At 52.6% G+C, this 18,126-nt stretch carries 21 protein-coding genes; 7 read left to right on the top strand and 14 right to left on the bottom strand.

All coding sequences use genetic code 11. The features are described from left to right. The 9 genes from VH187_RS21050 to fkpA form a co-directional block, all read right to left on the bottom strand. On the bottom strand, nucleotides 1–222 hold a 222-nt coding region (locus tag VH187_RS21050), incomplete at its 3' end, for a GTP-binding protein (RefSeq protein ID WP_329703381.1). Between the two features lie 70 nt (nucleotides 223–292). Continuing rightward, a complete protein-coding gene (gene fusA, locus VH187_RS21045; protein ID WP_329703380.1) occupies nucleotides 293–2,407 on the bottom strand; it encodes an elongation factor G in 2,115 nt (704 codons plus the stop codon). A gap of 95 nt (nucleotides 2,408–2,502) precedes the next feature. Next, a complete protein-coding gene (rpsG, locus tag VH187_RS21040; protein ID WP_271266510.1) occupies nucleotides 2,503–2,973 on the bottom strand; it encodes a 30S ribosomal protein S7 in 471 nt (156 codons plus the stop codon). Nucleotides 2,974–3,067: 94 nt separating this feature from the next. Continuing rightward, nucleotides 3,068–3,442, bottom strand: coding sequence for a 30S ribosomal protein S12 (gene rpsL / locus VH187_RS21035; protein ID WP_297196705.1), 375 nt, complete (start codon nucleotides 3,440–3,442; stop codon nucleotides 3,068–3,070). 122 nt (nucleotides 3,443–3,564) lie between these two features. Continuing rightward, nucleotides 3,565–3,852, bottom strand: coding sequence for a sulfurtransferase complex subunit TusB (gene tusB / locus VH187_RS21030; RefSeq protein ID WP_329703379.1), 288 nt, complete (start codon nucleotides 3,850–3,852; stop codon nucleotides 3,565–3,567). Between the two features lie 7 nt (nucleotides 3,853–3,859). Then, nucleotides 3,860–4,219 (bottom strand): sulfurtransferase complex subunit TusC, encoded by a 360-nt coding sequence (gene tusC, locus VH187_RS21025; RefSeq protein ID WP_329703378.1) that lies wholly within the window; start codon nucleotides 4,217–4,219, stop codon nucleotides 3,860–3,862. After that, nucleotides 4,219–4,605 carry a sulfurtransferase complex subunit TusD gene (tusD, locus tag VH187_RS21020; RefSeq protein WP_329703377.1) on the bottom strand — a complete coding sequence of 129 codons (387 nt, stop codon included), beginning with the start codon at nucleotides 4,603–4,605 and terminating at the stop codon, nucleotides 4,219–4,221. The genes tusC and tusD overlap by 1 nt, the downstream gene beginning before the upstream one ends. Further along, nucleotides 4,605–5,327, bottom strand: a complete 723-nt coding sequence (locus VH187_RS21015; RefSeq protein ID WP_329703376.1) for a helix-turn-helix transcriptional regulator — start codon at nucleotides 5,325–5,327, stop codon at nucleotides 4,605–4,607. Before VH187_RS21015 ends, tusD begins: the two co-directional genes overlap by 1 nt. A gap of 170 nt (nucleotides 5,328–5,497) precedes the next feature. Continuing rightward, complete coding sequence (gene fkpA, locus VH187_RS21010) at nucleotides 5,498–6,355, bottom strand: FKBP-type peptidyl-prolyl cis-trans isomerase (RefSeq protein ID WP_329703375.1); 858 nt, start codon at nucleotides 6,353–6,355, stop codon at nucleotides 5,498–5,500. A 215-nt stretch (nucleotides 6,356–6,570) separates the two neighbouring features. On the opposite strand from fkpA, the gene VH187_RS21005 reads away from it, so the two are divergent. Next, on the top strand, nucleotides 6,571–6,789 hold the full coding sequence (locus VH187_RS21005; protein ID WP_329703374.1) for a protein SlyX: 219 nt from the start codon (nucleotides 6,571–6,573) through the stop codon (nucleotides 6,787–6,789). Between the two features lie 54 nt (nucleotides 6,790–6,843). On the opposite strand, the gene slyD is transcribed toward VH187_RS21005, so the two are convergent. The 4 genes from slyD to kefG all read right to left on the bottom strand — a co-directional run bounded on the left by slyD (nucleotide 6,844) and on the right by kefG (nucleotide 10,097). Continuing rightward, nucleotides 6,844–7,434, bottom strand: a complete 591-nt coding sequence (gene slyD, locus VH187_RS21000; protein WP_329703373.1) for a peptidylprolyl isomerase — start codon at nucleotides 7,432–7,434, stop codon at nucleotides 6,844–6,846. A gap of 94 nt (nucleotides 7,435–7,528) precedes the next feature. Next, on the bottom strand, nucleotides 7,529–7,729 hold the full coding sequence (locus VH187_RS20995) for a YheV family putative zinc ribbon protein (RefSeq protein WP_329703372.1): 201 nt from the start codon (nucleotides 7,727–7,729) through the stop codon (nucleotides 7,529–7,531). A gap of 11 nt (nucleotides 7,730–7,740) precedes the next feature. Then, nucleotides 7,741–9,546 (bottom strand): glutathione-regulated potassium-efflux system protein KefB, encoded by a 1,806-nt coding sequence (kefB, locus tag VH187_RS20990; protein ID WP_329703371.1) that lies wholly within the window; start codon nucleotides 9,544–9,546, stop codon nucleotides 7,741–7,743. Then, the gene (gene kefG, locus VH187_RS20985) at nucleotides 9,546–10,097 is read right to left on the bottom strand and encodes a glutathione-regulated potassium-efflux system ancillary protein KefG (RefSeq protein ID WP_329703390.1); all 552 of its coding nucleotides are present in this window, start codon (nucleotides 10,095–10,097) and stop codon (nucleotides 9,546–9,548) included. Before kefG ends, kefB begins: the two co-directional genes overlap by 1 nt. A 182-nt stretch (nucleotides 10,098–10,279) precedes the next feature. Here kefG and VH187_RS20980 point away from each other — a divergent pair, with 182 nt between their 5' ends. The 4 genes from VH187_RS20980 (at nucleotide 10,280) to VH187_RS20965 (ending at nucleotide 14,424) form a co-directional block, all read left to right on the top strand. After that, nucleotides 10,280–12,184, top strand: coding sequence for an ABC transporter ATP-binding protein (locus VH187_RS20980; RefSeq protein ID WP_329703370.1), 1,905 nt, complete (start codon nucleotides 10,280–10,282; stop codon nucleotides 12,182–12,184). Nucleotides 12,185–12,280: 96 nt separating this feature from the next. After that, complete coding sequence (locus tag VH187_RS20975; protein ID WP_329703369.1) at nucleotides 12,281–13,303, top strand: hydrolase; 1,023 nt, start codon at nucleotides 12,281–12,283, stop codon at nucleotides 13,301–13,303. Further along, nucleotides 13,300–13,518, top strand: a complete 219-nt coding sequence (locus tag VH187_RS20970) for a YheU family protein (protein ID WP_329703368.1) — start codon at nucleotides 13,300–13,302, stop codon at nucleotides 13,516–13,518. Before VH187_RS20975 ends, VH187_RS20970 begins: the two co-directional genes overlap by 4 nt. Nucleotides 13,519–13,557: 39 nt before the next feature. Further along, the gene (locus tag VH187_RS20965) at nucleotides 13,558–14,424 is read left to right on the top strand and encodes a phosphoribulokinase (RefSeq protein WP_329703367.1); all 867 of its coding nucleotides are present in this window, start codon (nucleotides 13,558–13,560) and stop codon (nucleotides 14,422–14,424) included. An 82-nt stretch (nucleotides 14,425–14,506) separates the two neighbouring features. Here VH187_RS20965 and VH187_RS20960 read toward each other — a convergent pair whose 3' ends face one another. Next, nucleotides 14,507–14,911, bottom strand: a complete 405-nt coding sequence (locus tag VH187_RS20960; protein WP_329703366.1) for an OsmC family protein — start codon at nucleotides 14,909–14,911, stop codon at nucleotides 14,507–14,509. Between the two features lie 328 nt (nucleotides 14,912–15,239). Here VH187_RS20960 and crp point away from each other — a divergent pair, with 328 nt between their 5' ends. Next, nucleotides 15,240–15,872: a cAMP-activated global transcriptional regulator CRP gene (gene crp / locus VH187_RS20955; protein WP_202305510.1), complete on the top strand. Its 633-nt coding sequence runs from the start codon at nucleotides 15,240–15,242 to the stop codon at nucleotides 15,870–15,872. A 180-nt stretch (nucleotides 15,873–16,052) separates the two neighbouring features. Further along, complete coding sequence (locus tag VH187_RS20950; RefSeq protein ID WP_329703365.1) at nucleotides 16,053–18,125, top strand: YccS/YhfK family putative transporter; 2,073 nt, start codon at nucleotides 16,053–16,055, stop codon at nucleotides 18,123–18,125. Nucleotide 18,126: the final 1 nt, after the last annotated feature.

Raw genomic sequence — 18,126 nt, 5'->3', positions numbered from 1 at the left:
AGTCGGGGTGTCATATTCAACGTGGGAAGTGTTGATGGTGATACCACGAGCTTTTTCTTCTGGTGCGTTATCGATCTGGTCGAATGCGCGAGCAGAACCGCCGTAGGTTTTAGCCAGTACGGAGGTGATTGCAGCAGTCAGGGTAGTTTTACCATGGTCGACGTGGCCGATAGTACCAACGTTGACGTGCGGTTTTGTACGTTCAAATTTTTCTTTAGACACGGCTATATTCCTTACTATAGTGCTCTCCCCTCAAGGAGAGAGCACGGGACATTAGTTTTAACCTTGCGGCTTATTTGCCACGAGCTTCGATAACGGCCTGAGCAACGTTGTTCGGCGCGTCGTCATACTTCAGGAACTCCATAGAGTAAGAAGCACGACCTTTCGTCAGAGAACGCAGCTGAGTTGCATATCCGAACATTTCAGACAGCGGAACTTCAGCGTGAATCTGAACGCCAGTAGCGTTGGATTCCTGACCTTTCAGCTGACCACGACGACGGCTAAGGTCACCGATAACATCACCGGTGTTCTCTTCCGGAGTCTCTACTTCAACCTTCATGATAGGCTCAAGCAGAACTGGTTTCGCTTTCTTAAAGCCATCTTTGAAGGCGATAGAAGCGGCCAGTTTAAACGCCAGCTCAGAGGAGTCAACGTCATGGTATGAACCGAAGTGCAAGCGCACGCCGAGATCAACAACCGGGTAACCCGCCAGAGGACCAGCTTTCAGCTGCTCCTGGATGCCTTTATCAACGGCCGGGATGTATTCGCCAGGAATTACACCACCTTTGATGTCGTTGATGAACTCGTAACCTTTCGGATTTGAGCCCGGCTCCAGTGGGTACATGTCGATAACAACATGACCGTACTGACCACGACCACCAGACTGCTTGGCGTGTTTACCTTCAACATCGGTAACTTTCGCACGAATCGCTTCGCGGTAAGCAACCTGAGGTTTACCGACGTTCGCTTCAACGTTGAATTCACGCTTCATACGGTCAACGATGATGTCGAGGTGCAGTTCACCCATACCTGCGATAATAGTCTGGTTAGACTCTTCATCAGTCCATACGCGGAATGATGGATCTTCTTTAGCCAGACGACCCAGAGCCAGACCCATTTTTTCCTGGTCAGCTTTGGTTTTCGGTTCTACTGCGATGGAGATTACCGGTTCAGGGAATTCCATACGCTCAAGAATGATCACGTGGTCTGGATCACAGATGGTGTCACCTGTGGTCACATCTTTCAGGCCGATTGCTGCTGCAATGTCGCCCGCGCGAACTTCTTTGATCTCTTCACGTTTGTTAGCGTGCATCTGAACGATACGACCAAAACGCTCACGAGCCGATTTCACTGGGTTATAAACAGTGTCACCAGAGTTAACCACGCCAGAGTACACGCGGAAGAACGTCAGGTTACCCACGAATGGGTCGGTCGCGATTTTGAACGCCAGTGCAGAGAACGGCTCGTCATCAGTTGCGTGACGCTCAGCCGGAGTATCTTTACCGTCGTCCAGCATACCGTTGATCGCTGGTACGTCGACTGGGGATGGCAGGTAATCAATTACCGCATCCAGCATCGCCTGAACACCTTTGTTCTTAAATGCAGAACCACAGGTTACCAGGATGATTTCGTTGTTCAGAACGCGCTGACGCAGAGCAGTCTTGACTTCTTCCTCGGTCAGCTCTTCGCCACCCAGGTATTTTTCCATCAGATCTTCAGAAGCTTCCGCAGCGGATTCGATCAGGTTCTGGTGCCATTCGTCAGCCAGTGCCTGCATATCTGCTGGGATATCTTCGTAGGTGAAGGTTACACCTGCGTCTTCTTCGTTCCAGTTGATGGCTTTCATTTTCACCAGGTCAACAACACCGGTGAAACCTTCTTCAGCACCAATTGCCAGCTGCAGCGGAACCGGAGTCGCGCCCAGACGGGATTTGATCTGACCAACAACTTTCAGGAAGTTAGCACCCATACGGTCCATTTTGTTAACGAACGCGATGCGTGGAACTTTGTATTTGTTCGCCTGACGCCATACGGTTTCAGACTGCGGCTGAACACCACCAACTGCGCAGTAAACCATTACCGCACCGTCAAGAACACGCATGGAACGTTCAACTTCGATGGTGAAGTCAACGTGGCCCGGGGTGTCGATGATGTTTACGCGATGCGGTTCATACTGCTTCGCCATACCAGACCAGAATGCGGTAGTCGCTGCGGAGGTAATGGTAATACCACGCTCCTGCTCCTGCTCCATCCAGTCCATGGTTGCGGCGCCGTCGTGAACTTCACCGATTTTATGGTTTACACCGGTGTAGAACAGGATACGTTCGGTAGTCGTGGTTTTACCGGCGTCGATGTGCGCACTGATACCAATGTTACGGTAGCGTGCGATGGGTGTTGTACGAGCCATTTGATTCCTCGTTTATTTCTTTAGACGTTCATTAAGTAACCCAGTACGGGCGGCTTACATGAAGCGCCCGACTGGTGACTAACACTCCGAAGGGATTACCAACGGTAGTGAGCGAACGCCTTGTTGGCTTCAGCCATACGGTGAACGTCTTCACGTTTCTTAACTGCAGTACCTTTGTTGTCTGCAGCATCAGAAAGTTCGTTCGCCAGGCGCAGAGCCATGGATTTATCACCGCGTTTACGAGCAGCTTCAACGATCCAACGCATTGCCAGAGCATTACGACGGACCGGACGAACTTCAACTGGAACCTGATAAGTAGAACCACCAACGCGGCGAGACTTAACTTCTACAGTCGGGCGCACGTTGTCGAGAGCGACTTCGAAAGCTTCCAGTGAGTTTTTACCAGAACGCTGAGCCAGGGTCTCCAGCGCGCTGTATACGATTGCTTCAGCAGTAGATTTTTTACCATCTACCATCAGGATATTTACAAATTTAGCCAGCAGCTCTGATCCGAACTTAGGATCCGGCAGAATTTTACGCTGACCAATGACGCGACGACGTGGCATGGGAATACTCCGTTGTTAATTCAGGATTGTCCAAAACTCAAAGAGTTTGTTTTGACATTAATTTAAAACGTTTGGCCTTACTTAACGGAATCCATTAAGCCTTAGGACGCTTCACGCCATACTTGGAACGAGATTGCTTACGGTCTTTAACGCCGGAGCAGTCAAGTGCACCACGAACAGTGTGGTAACGAACACCCGGAAGGTCTTTAACACGACCGCCACGGATCAGGATCACGGAGTGTTCCTGCAGGTTGTGACCTTCACCGCCGATGTAGGAGGTGACTTCAAAACCGTTGGTCAGACGCACACGACAAACTTTACGCAGTGCGGAGTTCGGTTTTTTAGGAGTGGTGGTATATACACGGGTACATACGCCACGTTTCTGCGGGCAGGCTTCCAGCGCTGGCACGTTGCTTTTAGCAACCTTGCGAGTGCGTGGTTTGCGAACCAGCTGGTTAACTGTTGCCATTAAATAGCTCCTGGTTTTAGCTTTTGCTTCGTAAACACGTAATAAATCGCCTCATGCAATATGAGGACGCGAAATTTTAGGGCCACGCTGAAAAGGTGTCAAGAAATATACAACGATCTCTGCTACCAGGTGAGTTGCCCGGCATGTTTAATCGTGAGTCTGACGAAGTCAGTATAGCTAACCCTGACGACACCGCTCGAAATTTGACCAGTGAGACCACGAGCCTCAATGTCTTCATTCAGCGCGTAGACTGATATGGGGGCGGCAAGGAGGATATCAAGGATGCGGCTACCTTCCAGCGCAGCAATCACGCCATCTGACAGCAATAACAGATCATCACCCTCTTTAACTAATCGAAGCTGAGCGCTGATGTCGTGATGCCAGGGAGAATGGCTAAGAGTATGCAGCATCGTTACCTCAGAATCGCAAAATCACATCAAAGTTGTCGAGTTGCCGACGAAGTGCGTCTGGCTCAAGAATTTCAGGCTCGATAACAAAAGAAGTTGACTCACTCAGCCCGCGTTCGCGCAATGAAGCACCACACAGCCAACAGTTTTCTATATCGTACAGCGCCATCAGTTTGAACGTGGGTATGTAATCACGCGCCATAATTTTTGCAGGCTGCTGCTCACTCATCAACTGAAATACGCCATCGCCGACAAAGAAGACACCAATATCCTCGGTTAACGCCGAAGTGGCCAACAGTGCATCCAGCCCTTCCCTGCCAGCGCTACTGCCATGAGGCGCGGTCATAAAGACATAGGCAATACGCTTCATCAGAACTGCACCATCCGGTCACAAGTCAGCGACGCTTCCGCGAGAGCGCCCAATCCACTGAGTGTGAATCCGGGTTGCAAGTTAAAAACTGAGAGGCCAAGTTGTTGCGCTTCGTTTTCATCGGTCACGCCGCGACGTAAAGCCGCCGCCACACAGATGTGTAGCGATACTCCGTTCGATTCATGAAGGGATTGCCAGGCACGCACCAAATCAAACTCGTCGTTCGCAGGCGCCGTCAACTGATTGGCGTTATAAACCCCTTCCCGATAAAAGAACACGCTCGAAAGCTCATGCCCTTCAGCTAACACGGCATTGGCAAACTGCCACGCGCTGCTGGATTGCTGAGTACCGTAAGCCGGTCCTGTCACCATGAGGGCAAAACGCATTACTTCTCCTGCCCCTGAAAATCACCACTTTTGAACTGGCGAATGTAGAGATACACAGTATGTTTGGAGATGTTCAGACGATCTGCAACCTGATTGATTGCGTCTTTAATATCGAAAATCCCTTTTTCGTAAAGGTTAAGCACGATCTGGCGATTTTTGGCGTTGTTAGAAACGTTGCGATCGGCGTTGACCTCTTCGATGGTGAATTCGAGTGTTTGCATCACCAGGTCTTCAACAGAAGAAGCAAAGTTCACCTGAGAATTCACTTCCGGGGTTTCCGGTGGAATAAAGGTGCTCATAATTTGCGAGAACGGCACATCAAGGTTCATGTTGATGCAGAGCAGTCCAATCACTCGCTGGTCACGGTTTCGGATAGCGATGGTAACGGACTTCATCAACACACCGCTTTTGGCGCGTGTGAAATAGCATTTGGACACACTGCTGTCTGCGCCAGTCATGTCATGGAGCATACGCAGCGCTAAGTCTGTGATCGGTGAGCCGATTTTACGGCCAGTGTGTTCACCGTTGGCAATACGGATGGCGGAACATTTGAGATCCTGCAAAGAGTGCAGCACGATTTCGCAATGGGAGCCAATGAGCATCGCTAACCCGTCCACAACCGCTTCGTAAGATTTCAGAATGTCGAAATCAGTCTGGTCAAACGGACGTTGATCCAGCAAATCAAGTTCACTGGTTTCATTGGTTAAAAGCGACCTGGACATGTAAAAAAGCACTCCTTTTCAGGAGCCTGTCGTTAGGTTGTCAGGGCAGGCTCATATCATCATCAAAATTGAGGCATCTAAGGTAATACGCTCCCTAAATGCTTTCCAGCGTTAATTATATTGCGCCCAATAAAAAACCGCCGCCCTTTCGGACGGCGGCTTTTAAACGCTTATTTTTTGCTGGTATCAGCAGCAGCGCTGTCGTCTGCCGCGGCAGCGGGTGCTGCGTCCGCTTTCGGTGCTGGTTTGATGTCCAGCAACTCAACGTCGAACACCAGTGTGGAGTTAGCCGGAATACCCGGAACGCCTGTTTTGCCATAAGCCAGAGCCGGTGGGATGACCAGCTTGATTTTACCGCCTTTCTTAATGTTCTTCAGGCCTTCAGTCCAGCCAGGGATAACACCATCCAGACGGAATGACAGTGGCTCGCCACGGGTGTAAGAGTTGTCGAACTCTTTACCGTCGATAAGCGTACCTTTGTAGTTAACAACAACGGTGTCGCTGTCTTTCGCGGCGTCACCGGTACCTTCTTTCTCAACCTTGTACATCAGGCCAGTAGAGGAGGTTTTCACGCCTTTCTCTTTAGCGAAGGTGTCACGGAAGGCTTTGCCTTTCGCTTCGTTATCGGTCGCGTCTTTTTCCATTTTCTGCTGAGCAGCGGTTTTTACGCGAGTCTCAAAAGTCTGCAGAGTCTGCTCGATTTCCTGATCGGACAGTTTGCTCTTATCTGCAAACGCGTCCTGGACACCTGCGATCAGCTGAGTTTTATCCAGTTTGATGCCCAGTTTTTCCTGTTCTTTCAGGGAATTTTCCATGTAACGACCCAGCGATGCACCCAGTGCATAAGCTGATTGCTGGTCGTCGTTTTTGAATGCCGCGTTGAGGGTAGCAGGCGCAGCTTTAGCAGCGTCTGCTGCCGGTGCTGGGGCTGCTTTCGCTGCTGCAGCATCTGCAGCAAAGGTCAGCGGTGCATTCAGGGCAACGGCCATCGTTGTCGCCAGAAGCGTTACTTTAAACAGTGATTTCATCCATTTCTCCAGGGCCGGGGCATCTCACCCCAGGGTTTAGTCATTGAGTAGCGTACTATAAAACGTTGTTGAACAAATCTACATACGAACGCTCTGTAATCCCGAATCTTTTCAGACTATTTTTGTGTAAATAAGTTTCGTCCGTCTCTATATAAGGCTGCGCGACTGAGTAAAGTCCAGTAGAATCCGGCGCGCAATGACATAAGAGGTGAATCATGAGCGAGATAACATTAGAAGCGCGTCTGGCAGAGCTGGAAAGCCGACTGGCGTTTCAGGAGATCACCATTGAGGACCTCAACCGGACGGTGACGGCCCACGAAATAGAAATGGCGAAAATGCGTGACAACATGCGCCTGATGGTCGAAAAACTGAAATCCAGCCAACCTTCGCACATGGCGTCCCCGGAAGAAGAAACGCCGCCACCGCATTATTGAGATGAAAAAAAAGCGTGCCAGGCACGCTTTTTTATTATCACCCTGGGTGGATGATTAGTGACAACCGCAACCGCCGTTACCACAACCACCTTTACCGTGTTCGTGATCGCCGTGATCGCCGTGATCGTGGCCGTGACCACCGCAGCAACCGTCATGGTCGTGATCATGGTGATGGTCGTGAGCACCGTGAACGTGGCCATGAGCCAGTTCTTCTTCGGTTGCTTCACGCAGCGCGATGACTTCAACGTGGAACTTCAGGTTTTGACCTGCCAGCATGTGGTTGCCGTCGACAACAACGTGGTCGTCTTCAACTTCGGTGATTTCAACCGGAACCGGACCCTGGTCAGTTTCAGCCAGGAAACGCATGCCAACCTGCAGCTCTTCAACGCCCATGAAGACGTCTTTCGGTACGCGCTGTACCAGATTTTCATCGTACTGGCCGTAAGCGTCGTTTGCGCCGACTTCAACGTCAAACTTATCGCCAGCTTCGTGACCTTCCAGCGCTGTTTCCAGGCCAGAGATCAGGGAACCGTGACCATGCAGGTAGTCGAGCGGCGCGCTTACTGGAGACTCATCAACCAATACACCGTCTTCTGTACGTACCTGATAGGCCAGGCTAACCACCAGGTCTTTTGCTACTTTCATGATATCTCCTGAGCATGGGAAGAATAGTGGCGCAGATTGTAGCGGAATTCTGCATCCGTGTACCCCTTAGCTTAAAAAAAGACAGCCAGGATCGCTACTCCGGATGAAAAATACCGATAACTTGCTCATCTTTGCGCACATGCTCGCGTGCTTCTTTGTCGGCCTCGCGCATCTGGTGGCCGCACTTAACACATTCCACGATATCGACATTATTCTCACGCCACATAGCCAGTGAATCCTGTGCCTGGCACGCCGGACATTTAGCGCCAGCGATAAAACGTTTACGGATTGCCATTGTTCACCTTCTTATTCAAATTCATCCCAGCCATCCAACTGGCGTCGTTCCTGCTGCATTTCGCGTTGGAAAATCTCTTCAAGCTCGCGCCGGGCTTCCCGTACACGGGAGATTTGCTGCGTATCACTGTGCACCGGCATCAGTTCGCGCAGCATTCGCATATCCAGGCGACGGAAGTGTAATTGCGCGCGATGGGCCTGATGGGGGTGCATTCCAAGTGTAATGAGTGCTTTTCGCCCCAGTTCAAGCGCACTGGAAAACGTTTCACGTGAGAACTGCTTCACACCAGCCTGCAAAAGCTCATGGGCTTCCACACGCCCGCGAGCACGGGCCAGAATGTGCAAATGTGGGAAATGTTGCTGGCAAATCTCCACCAGCTTCATGGTGTCTTCCGGTGCATTACAGGTGATGATAATGGATTCGGCCTCTTCCGCACCTGCCGAGCGTAACAGCTCAATCTGTGTGGCATCACCGTAATAGACTTTATAGCCGTACTTGCGCATCAGATTAACCGCACTAATATCGCGTTCCAGGACGGTAATGCGCATTTTGTTAGCCATCAGCAGGCGACCAATCACCTGACCGAAACGCCCAAAGCCCACCACAATCACCTGCGGCTTATCATCTTCAACCCACGGCGTTTCATCTTCGTCTTCCGGGCCGTTAATGCGACGCGACAAGATTTTATCGACCACTTTTATCAGCAAAGGCGTGGTCATCATCGACAGCGTTACCGTCACCAGCAACAGCGCCATCTGGTCGTGATGGAACAACCGCTGCGACGAAGCCGTCGAAAACAGCACAAACGCAAATTCACCGCCCTGACTCAGTACGGCGGCAAACTGCATGCGTTCAGAGCTACGCAGGCCGTATATTCGCGCGAGTGCATACAGCACCAGATATTTCACTGCCACCAGCACAATCACACCCGCCAATACCAGCAGCAGATGGGTGTATAAGATGCCGAGATTAAGTGCCATACCGACGGAAATAAAGAACAGCCCCAACAGCAGTCCTTTGAAAGGCTCGATGGCGATTTCCAGCTCGTGTCGATATTCGCTTTCTGCCAGTAACACGCCCGCGATAAACGTTCCGAGCGCCATCGACAGACCAAGCGCATCCATAAATAACGCCGAGCCGAGCACCAACAGCAGCGTTGCGGCGGTAAACACTTCCCGGACACCGGACCCGGCGATATAGCGGAAAACCGGGCGTAACAGATAACGCCCGCCAATCAACACGCCGGCAAACGCCAACACTTTAAGGCCGATTTTAATCCAGTCGGGATTATCGTCTCCATTTCCTGCAAGCAGCGGCACCAGCGCCAACGCGGGAATAACCGCTAAATCCTGGAACAACAGTACCGAAAAGCCGAGCTGCCCCGCTTCATTGCGGTTCATGCCTTTCTCGCGCATCAGTTGAAGCGCCATCGCCGTGGACGACATCGCCAGACCGATACCGCCGATCACTGCCGCCTGCCACGAAAACTGGGTCAGCATCAGCAACCCGGTAAGAACCGCCGCGCTCAATAACACCTGTGCCGCACCGACACCAAAGATTGAGCGTCGTAGTTGCCAGAGTTTGGCTGGGTTCAGTTCCAGCCCAATGATGAACATCAGGAACACCACGCCAAGCTCTGAGAAATGCAGAATTTCATCGACATCGCTGATGAAACCTAATCCCCACGGGCCGATAGCAATGCCCGCCAATAGGTAACCCAGCACCGGGCCAATGCCCAAACGCGCGGCCAGCGGCACAGCCGCCACCGCCGCAAATAAGAAAAGCACGCCGGCTAACAGCAAATCCGATCCTTCCATTAGCGACCTCCCGGTGCGACTGGATTGGCCAGCCAGTCGCCGTAAGCTCTGGCATGGCTTGCCAGTTCATCCGCCGGTTGACGACGCGCCCAGTAAACAATAATCGGATTCATCCAGTGCATACGGCACATCGCTGCCGTCAGCTCGAAGGGGCGCAGAACATCATTCATCGAATAGCGATTCAGGGAGTCATGGCGATAAGCACTTTCCGGCTCTCCGGTGGTTATCACGCTACGCCAGTACTTTCCCGCCAGTTGATTCCCTCCAGGGCCGCTGGCAAAACCACGACTTAACACGCGATCGAGCCACTCTTTTAACAGAGCCGGACAGCTGTAGGTATAAAGCGGATGCTGGAACACAATGACGTCATGTTCCTGGAGCAGTTTTTGCTCGCGCGGAATGTCGATAAAAAAATCAGGATAGTGCGCGTAAAGATCATGCACAGTCACGTTTTCAAGCTGTTGAGCCGGCTTAAGCAAAACCCGATTGGCCACCGAGTCCTGAGATTCCGGATGGGCATACAGCAGCAAAACTTTTGCTGTCTCTGACATCATTCCCCTCCCGGTATATGGACAAACAGGCTCGTTCGCACCCCCAGAGTTTCTGGATGCACCTGAATGCTTTTGTCTATCGTTGTTGTTTTGGGCTACCATTGCCGCCCGGTGTAGCGTTGGGTTCACCACACTACATTATCATAATGACAATTTAACATAGTCTGAACATACGGCGCCTTATGATTGTTTTCTCCTCGTTACAAATTCGTCGCGGCGTGCGTGTCCTGCTGGATAACGCCACAGCCACTATTAACCCTGGGCAAAAAGTCGGTCTGGTGGGAAAAAACGGCTGCGGCAAATCCACGCTGCTGTCGCTACTCAAGAACGAGATAAGCGCCGATGGCGGCAGTTTCACTTATCCTGGAAACTGGCAGTTAGCATGGGTGAATCAGGAAACGCCTGCGCTCCCTACGCCCGCTCTCGACTATGTTATTGATGGCGACCGTGAATACCGCCAGCTCGAAGCCGAACTCAATGCGGCTAACGAGCGCGATGATGGTCACGCCATTGCCACCGTGCACGGTAAACTCGATGCCATCGACGCGTGGACTATCCGTGCCCGCGCTTCCAGTCTTCTGCACGGTTTGGGCTTCAGTAACGAACAGCTTGAGCGCCCGACCAGCGATTTCTCGGGCGGTTGGCGGATGCGTCTGAACCTGGCACAAGCCCTGATTTGCCGCTCCGATCTGCTTCTGCTCGATGAACCGACGAACCACCTCGATCTCGACGCGGTTATCTGGCTGGAAAAATGGCTGAAAAGCTATCAGGGCACGTTAATCCTGATTTCCCATGACCGCGATTTCCTTGATCCGGTCGTCGGCAAAATTATTCATATCGAGCAACAGGCGATGTTTGAGTACACTGGCAACTACTCCTCGTTTGAGATCCAGCGCGCCACCCGCCTGTCTCAGCAGCAGTCGATGTATGAAAGCCAGCAGGAAAAAGTCGCGCATTTGCAGAGCTTTATTGACCGCTTTAAAGCTAAAGCGTCAAAAGCCAAGCAGGCACAGAGCCGCGTGAAAATGCTGGAACGTATGGAACTGATCGCTCCGGCGCTCGTCGACAACCCGTTCCATTTCAGCTTCCGTCAACCGGAAAGCCTGCCAAATCCGCTGTTGAAAATGGAAAAAGTGAGCGCGGGTTACGGCGATCGCACAATTCTCGATTCGATTAAGCTCAACCTTGTTCCCGGTTCACGCATTGGTTTGCTGGGCCGTAATGGCGCCGGTAAGTCCACGCTGATTAAACTGCTGGCGGGCGAACTTTCTGCACAGAGCGGCGAAATTGGGCTGGCGAAAGGCATTAAGCTTGGCTACTTCGCGCAGCATCAACTGGAATTTTTACGCGCAGACGAATCCCCGTTGCAACACCTGGCACGCCTCGCGCCGCAGGTACTGGAACAACAGCTGCGCGATTATCTCGGCGGCTTCGGCTTCCAGGGCGATAAAGTCAGCGAAGAGACCCGTCGTTTCTCCGGCGGTGAAAAAGCCCGTCTGGTGCTGGCGTTGATCGTCTGGCAGCGCCCTAACCTGTTGCTGCTCGATGAACCGACTAACCACCTTGATCTCGATATGCGTCAGGCGCTGACCGAAGCGCTGATCGAATTCGAAGGCGCGCTGGTTGTGGTCTCGCACGACCGTCACCTGATTCGTTCCACAACCGACGATTTGTATCTGGTTCACGACGCAAAAGTGGAGCCTTTCGACGGCGATCTGGAAGATTATCAGCAATGGCTGACGGATGTTCAGCGGCAGGAAAATCAGGCCGATGACACACCAAAAGACAATGCCAACAGCGCTCAGTCACGTAAAGATCAGAAACGTCGTGAAGCCGAACTGCGCACGCTGACACAACCATTGCGCAAAGAGATCACCCGTCTGGAAAAAGAGATGGAGAAGCTCAACGCAAAACTGACAGCAGCAGAGGAAAAACTCGGCGACAGCGGTCTATACGATCAATCACGCAAAGCAGAACTTACTGAGTGTCTGCAACAGCAGGCCACGGCAAAATCCGGACTGGAAGAGTGTGAAATGGCATGGCTGGATGCGCACGAGCAGCTGGAAACCATGCTGCAGGAAGAATGAGTAAGTTCAACAAACAAGCACAACGGCTCATTTTCATAAACACGAAACCGTCATGGCGGTATAGTAGACAGGTTTTTCACGATAGCAGCGTAGCGAATGGCCCAGGTAACCCCAGTAGACATTGAAGTACCACCAGAAGATAACGACACGTTTGTGCCGATGAAAGGCGTGCGCAACTGCCATTTGCAGACCATGCTGCCGCGCCTCATTCGTCGAAAAGTGCTGTTCACCCCGCACTGGCAGCGTCTCGAACTTCCTGATGGGGATTTTGTCGATCTGGCCTGGAGTGAAGATCCTGATCAGGCCCGGCACAAGCCCCGGCTGGTGGTGTTTCACGGTCTGGAAGGGAGTCTGTACAGCCCCTATGCGCATGGCCTTATCCACGCGGCGCAACAGCGAGGCTGGCTTGGGGTGGTGATGCATTTTCGCGGCTGTAGCGGCGAACCTAATCGTAACCAACGCATTTACCATTCCGCTGAAACCGAAGACGGCACCTGGTTCCTCTCCTGGCTACGCCGTGAGTTTGGTGAAGTGCCGACGGCTGCCGTCGGTTATTCGCTCGGCGGGAACATGCTCGGCTGCCTGCTGGCGAAAGAAGGCGACAACACGCCGCTCGACGCCGCTGTTATCGTTTCTGCGCCGTTCATGCTGGAAGCCTGCAGTTACCATATGGATAAAGGCTTCTCTCGCGTTTATCAGCGCTATCTTCTGAATCTGCTGAAAGCTAATGCGTCACGCAAACTGAAAGCCTATCCGGGCACCCTGCCGGTGGATTTAAAGCGGCTGAAAAGCGTGCGTCGTATTCGTGAGTTTGACGATCTTATCACCTCAAAAATCCACGGCTTTGCCGATGCCATTGACTACTATCGCCAGTGCAGCGCAATGCCGGTGTTGAGCCAGATAACCAAACCGACGCTGATTATTCATGCCAAAGATGACCCGTTTATGGATCATCATTCGATTCCCGCGCAGGAAGAGCTGCCCGCGAATATTCAGTATCAGCTGACAGAACACGGCGGCCACGTCGGCTTTGTCGGCGGCACACTGCGCCATCCTGAAATGTGGCTGGAAAAACGCATCCCCAATTGGCTGACTCGTTGGCTAGGAACACTCGCATGATCATCCCCTGGCAAGATCTGGCTCCCGAAACGCTGGAGAGTCTGATTGAAAGCTTTGTGTTGCGCGAAGGCACCGATTATGGTGAACATGAACGTTCGCTTGAAGATAAAGTCGCCGATGTAAAACAACAATTGAAGAGCGGGGATGTTGTTCTGGTGTGGTCCGAACTGCACGAGACGGTCAACATCATGCCCCGTAACCAATTCCACGGCTGACTATACTCAAACCATTGCTTATGCAGGGAGTTGTTAGCTATGTCTGCCAAACATCCGGTGATCGCCGTAACGGGTTCTAGCGGCGCGGGAACCACCACCACCAGCCTCGCATTTCGTAAAATCTTTGCTCAACTTAATCTCAATGCGGCGGAAGTAGAAGGCGATAGCTTTCACCGCTACACCCGCCCAGAAATGGATATGGCCATTCGCAAAGCGCGCGATATGGGCCGCCACATCAGCTACTTTGGCCCAGATGCCAACGATTTCGGCCTGCTCGAACAAACGTTTATGACCTACGGTCAGACCGGCAAAGGTCAGTCACGTAAGTACTTACACACTTACGATGAAGCCGTGCCGTGGAATCAGGTGCCGGGGACATTTACGCCATGGCAACCGCTGCCAGAACCGACCGATGTGCTGTTTTATGAAGGCTTGCACGGTGGCGTGGTTACCCCACAGCACGATGTTGCGACACACGTTGACTTGCTGGTCGGCGTAGTGCCGATTGTGAACCTCGAATGGATCCAGAAGCTGACGCGCGACACTAGCGAGCGCGGGCATTCCCGTGAAGCGGTGATGGATTCCGTGGTGCGATCGATGGAAGACTACATCAACTACATCACCCCGCAGTTCTCACGCACGCACATTAATTTCCAGCGCGTCCCAACCGTCGATACCTCCAACCCGTTCGCGGCAAAAGGCATTCCTTCACTCGATGAAAGCTTCGTCGTTATCCATTTCCAGAATCTGGGCGACATTGATTTCCCCTGGCTGCTGGCGATGCTGCAAGGCTCGTTCATCTCTCATATGAACACATTGGTCGTGCCGGGCGGCAAAATGGGGCTGGCGATGGAACTGATTATGTCGCCGCTGGTTGAGCGGTTAATGGAAGGCAGGGCTATCTGATCGTCATCGTGCGGCGCTGCGCCTGCATGGGCCGACAAAACCACTCAGGCCCGGTAAGCCTCGCGCCACCGGGCAACCAGCTTTACGCTTCGACCACCTCAAACGAGTGGGTGATTTTCGCGGCTTTCTCCAGCATCAGTGCCACCGAGCAGTATTTCTCTGCAGACAGATCAACCGCACGCGATACCGCCGCCTCTTTCAGCTCTTTGCCAGTGACGATGAAGTGCAAATTGATGTGAGTAAACATACGCGGCGCTTCTTCACGACGTTCTGACGTCAGCTTCACTTCGCAATCCGTCACATCATGACGGCCTTTTTGCAGAATGGACACGACATCAATCGCGCTGCAACCGCCCGCCGCCATCAACACGATTTCCATCGGACTTGGCGCTTTGTCGCCCGAGTTGCCGTCCATCAGAATTTGGTGGCCAGAAGCGGACTCGCCCAGGAAGGTTAAACCCTCAATCCATTTCACACGCGCTTGCATAATTGTTAACTCCAGAGTTGCAATTTTCCTCACAGATTACGCGCACATAACAATTCTCGCAACGGAAGGAGACGCGCGTCATGCTGAAGCGAGACACCAGGAGACACGCAGCAAAAGCTATGCTAAAACAGACGGGATGCAACTGTATTACACATGCCATACACAGTAATACATTGAAGTAATGCATGTATGCAGAGGACATCACACTAACAGGCTGCAGTAAAACCCGACAGCCGACTTCCCAGGTACAGGGAAGGATACGATTGTAAAACCAGCGGCAGTGTCGTTTCTGCCACTGGAGACAGCTTATAACAGAGGATAACCGCGCATGGTGCTTGGCAAACCGCAAACAGACCCTACCCTTGAATGGTTCTTGTCTCATTGCCACATTCATAAGTACCCATCGAAGAGCACGCTGATTCACCAGGGTGAAAAAGCAGAAACGCTGTACTACATCGTGAAAGGCTCTGTGGCAGTACTCATCAAGGATGAAGAAGGTAAAGAGATGATCCTCTCTTACCTCAACCAGGGCGATTTTATCGGTGAGCTTGGCCTGTTTGAAGAAGGTCAGGAGCGTAGTGCCTGGGTTCGGGCGAAAACCGCTTGTGAAGTGGCCGAAATCTCCTACAAAAAATTCCGTCAGCTAATTCAGGTTAATCCAGATATTCTGATGCGCCTCTCTTCGCAGATGGCTCGTCGTTTGCAGGTGACCTCTGAAAAAGTGGGCAACCTCGCGTTCCTCGACGTGACGGGTCGTATCGCGCAAACGCTGCTGAGCCTGGCGAAACAGCCTGATGCGATGACTCACCCGGACGGCATGCAGATCAAAATTACCCGTCAGGAAATCGGTCAGATCGTGGGCTGCTCCCGTGAAACCGTTGGCCGTATTCTGAAAATGCTGGAAGATCAGAATCTGATCTCCGCCCACGGTAAAACTATCGTGGTTTACGGTACTCGCTAAGCCAGCTAAGCGGCGTATTGCTCCGTCAAAAATACACATCATCATTCAGGTTGCATCAAGACGGCAACTGAGAGAATCCCCAAGAGCTTACTCAAGTAAGTGACTGGGGTGATAGAAGGCAGCCAACGCAGAGGCAGCCTGAAGGATGTTGTGTAACGCCGTTTTTGTCTCTCCTTCCTTATGTGGCGCAGGCTGATTTATCACCCGGAAATTAACTATGCACTGCGGCAAACCCTGGTGCTCTGTTTACCCGTGGCTGTCGGCCTGGTTTTGGGCTATCTCAAATACGGTTTACTGTTCTCGCTGGTTCCCGCCTGCTGCAACATTGCGGGTCTGGATACGCCGCACAAACGTTTCTTCAAACGCCTGATTATTGGCGGCTCGCTGTTTGCGGGCTGTAGCCTGACGGTTCAGCTATTGCTGGCGCACACCGTGCCGTTACCGCTGATTCTGACCGGGCTGGCGCTGCTGCTTGGCGTCACTGCCGAAATAAGCAACCTGCATGCGCGTTTGCTGCCTGCGTCGCTGATTGCCTCCATCTTCACGCTCAGCCTTGCGGGCAATATGCCAATTTGGCAACCGTTGCTTATCTATGCTCTCGGCACGCTGTGGTACGGTCTGTTCAACTGGTTTTGGTTCTGGATGTGGCGCGAACAGCCGCTGCGCGAATCGCTAAGTCTGCTCTATCGCCAATTGGCCGATTACTGCGAGGCCAAATACAGCCTGCTCACTCAGCACACCGATCCTGAAAAAGCACTGCCGCCTCTGCTGACTCGCCAGCAGAAAGCCGTTGATCTGATTACCCTTTGCTACCAGCAAATGCATATGCTGGCGGCCAACAAAAATCACGAATACAAACGCCTGCTGCGCGCCTTCCAGATTGCCCTCGACCTACAGGAGCATATCTCCGTCAGCCTGCACCAGCCTGCAGAAGTGCAGAAGCTGGTTGAACGCAGTCACGCCGAAGCGGTGATCCGTTGGAACGCCCAAACCATTGCTGCGCGGTTGCGAGTGATGGCCGATGACATTCTCTACCACCGTTTTCCGCAGCGTTTCAATATGGATAAACAGATCGGTGCGCTGGAGAAAATCGCCCACCAGCACCCTGACAATCCTGTCGGTCAGTTCTGCGCCTGGCATTTCGGCCGTATCGCCCGCGTGTTGCGGCTGCAGCGTCCGCTCTATCCGCGCAATTTGATGGCTGATAACGAGCGTCGCTTGCCGGTGTTTGCCGCGCTGAAAAGTTATCTGTCGTTAAAATCGCCCGCGTTGCGTAACGCCGCGAGGATTAGCGTGATGTTAAGCATCGCCAGCCTGATGGGCTCAGCGCTGCATCTGCCGAAGCCCTATTGGATCCTGATGACCGTTCTGCTGGTTACGCAAAATGGCTACGGCGCGACGCGCGTGAGGATTTTCCACCGTGCCGCGGGAACGCTTGCCGGGTTGGTGATTGCGGCGGGCGCTCTGCATTTCCATGTGCCAGAAGGTTACACCCTCGTATCAATGTTGGGCATTACGCTGGCGAGCTATCTGATTATTCGCAAAAGCTACGGCTGGGCGACGGTGGGTTTTACCGTCACCGCGGTGTACACCATCCAGTTACTGACGCTGAACGGCGAGCAGTTTATTCTGGTGCGCTTTCTCGATACGGTGATTGGTTGCCTGATTGCGTTCGGCGGCATGGTCTGGCTATGGCCACAGTGGCAAAGCGGATTGCTGCGCAAGAATGCACAACAGGCGCTCGAAGCAGACCAGGACGCACTGCGACTGATCCTCAGCAACGATCCGCAAGCCCCGACGCTGGCCTATCAGCGAATGCGGGTCAACCAGGCTCACAACGCGCTGTTCAACTCGCTCAATCAGGCGATGCAGGAGCCAGGGTTTAACTCGCATTATCTGGCCGACATGAAATTGTGGGTGACGCATAGCCAGTTTATCGTCGAGCACATCAACGCCATGACCACGCTGGCACGCGAGCACAATATGCTGACGGAAGAGTTGGCGCAGCGTTATTTGCAGTCTTGCGAAATCGCCTTGCAGCGCTGCCAGCAGCGGCTGGAGTATGACGAAGCGGGAAGCAGCGGAGACGCGAATATTATGGAGTCGCCGGAAACGCTGTCCCACGGGCCGTTAAGCACCATGGAACAACATTTACAGCGCATCCTGGGCCATCTAAATACCATGCACACCATTTCGTCGGTGGCATGGCGTCAGCGGCCGCATCATGGGATTTGGTTGAAACGTAAGGCGTAGA

The sequence above is a fragment of the Scandinavium sp. genome (assembly GCF_036271055.1).
GTDB lineage: Bacteria > Pseudomonadota > Gammaproteobacteria > Enterobacterales > Enterobacteriaceae > Scandinavium.
The sequence above is the reverse complement of the archived record's forward strand: the minus strand, read 5'-3'. Positions and strand labels throughout refer to the sequence as shown.

Bases quoted from the DNA above. Each gene is read 5' to 3' on its own strand.
- fusA (WP_329703380.1), bottom strand. From the start codon at position 2,407: ATGGCTCGTACAACACCCATCGCACGCTACCGTAACATTGGTATCAGT.
- VH187_RS20980 (WP_329703370.1), top strand. From the start codon at position 10,280: ATGATTGTTTTCTCCTCGTTACAAATTCGTCGCGGCGTGCGTGTCCTG.
- tusD (WP_329703377.1), bottom strand. From the start codon at position 4,605: ATGCGTTTTGCCCTCATGGTGACAGGACCGGCTTACGGTACTCAGCAA.
- VH187_RS21005 (WP_329703374.1), top strand. From the start codon at position 6,571: ATGAGCGAGATAACATTAGAAGCGCGTCTGGCAGAGCTGGAAAGCCGA.
- rpsG (WP_271266510.1), bottom strand. From the start codon at position 2,973: ATGCCACGTCGTCGCGTCATTGGTCAGCGTAAAATTCTGCCGGATCCT.
- VH187_RS20950 (WP_329703365.1), top strand. From the start codon at position 16,053: ATGTGGCGCAGGCTGATTTATCACCCGGAAATTAACTATGCACTGCGG.
- rpsL (WP_297196705.1), bottom strand. From the start codon at position 3,442: ATGGCAACAGTTAACCAGCTGGTTCGCAAACCACGCACTCGCAAGGTT.
- VH187_RS20995 (WP_329703372.1), bottom strand. From the start codon at position 7,729: ATGGCAATCCGTAAACGTTTTATCGCTGGCGCTAAATGTCCGGCGTGC.
- kefB (WP_329703371.1), bottom strand. From the start codon at position 9,546: ATGGAAGGATCGGATTTGCTGTTAGCCGGCGTGCTTTTCTTATTTGCG.
- tusB (WP_329703379.1), bottom strand. From the start codon at position 3,852: ATGCTGCATACTCTTAGCCATTCTCCCTGGCATCACGACATCAGCGCT.
- crp (WP_202305510.1), top strand. From the start codon at position 15,240: ATGGTGCTTGGCAAACCGCAAACAGACCCTACCCTTGAATGGTTCTTG.
- tusC (WP_329703378.1), bottom strand. From the start codon at position 4,219: ATGAAGCGTATTGCCTATGTCTTTATGACCGCGCCTCATGGCAGTAGC.
- VH187_RS20960 (WP_329703366.1), bottom strand. From the start codon at position 14,911: ATGCAAGCGCGTGTGAAATGGATTGAGGGTTTAACCTTCCTGGGCGAG.
- VH187_RS20965 (WP_329703367.1), top strand. From the start codon at position 13,558: ATGTCTGCCAAACATCCGGTGATCGCCGTAACGGGTTCTAGCGGCGCG.
- fkpA (WP_329703375.1), bottom strand. From the start codon at position 6,355: ATGAAATCACTGTTTAAAGTAACGCTTCTGGCGACAACGATGGCCGTT.
- kefG (WP_329703390.1), bottom strand. From the start codon at position 10,097: ATGTCAGAGACAGCAAAAGTTTTGCTGCTGTATGCCCATCCGGAATCT.
- VH187_RS20975 (WP_329703369.1), top strand. From the start codon at position 12,281: ATGGCCCAGGTAACCCCAGTAGACATTGAAGTACCACCAGAAGATAAC.
- VH187_RS20970 (WP_329703368.1), top strand. From the start codon at position 13,300: ATGATCATCCCCTGGCAAGATCTGGCTCCCGAAACGCTGGAGAGTCTG.
- VH187_RS21015 (WP_329703376.1), bottom strand. From the start codon at position 5,327: ATGTCCAGGTCGCTTTTAACCAATGAAACCAGTGAACTTGATTTGCTG.
- slyD (WP_329703373.1), bottom strand. From the start codon at position 7,434: ATGAAAGTAGCAAAAGACCTGGTGGTTAGCCTGGCCTATCAGGTACGT.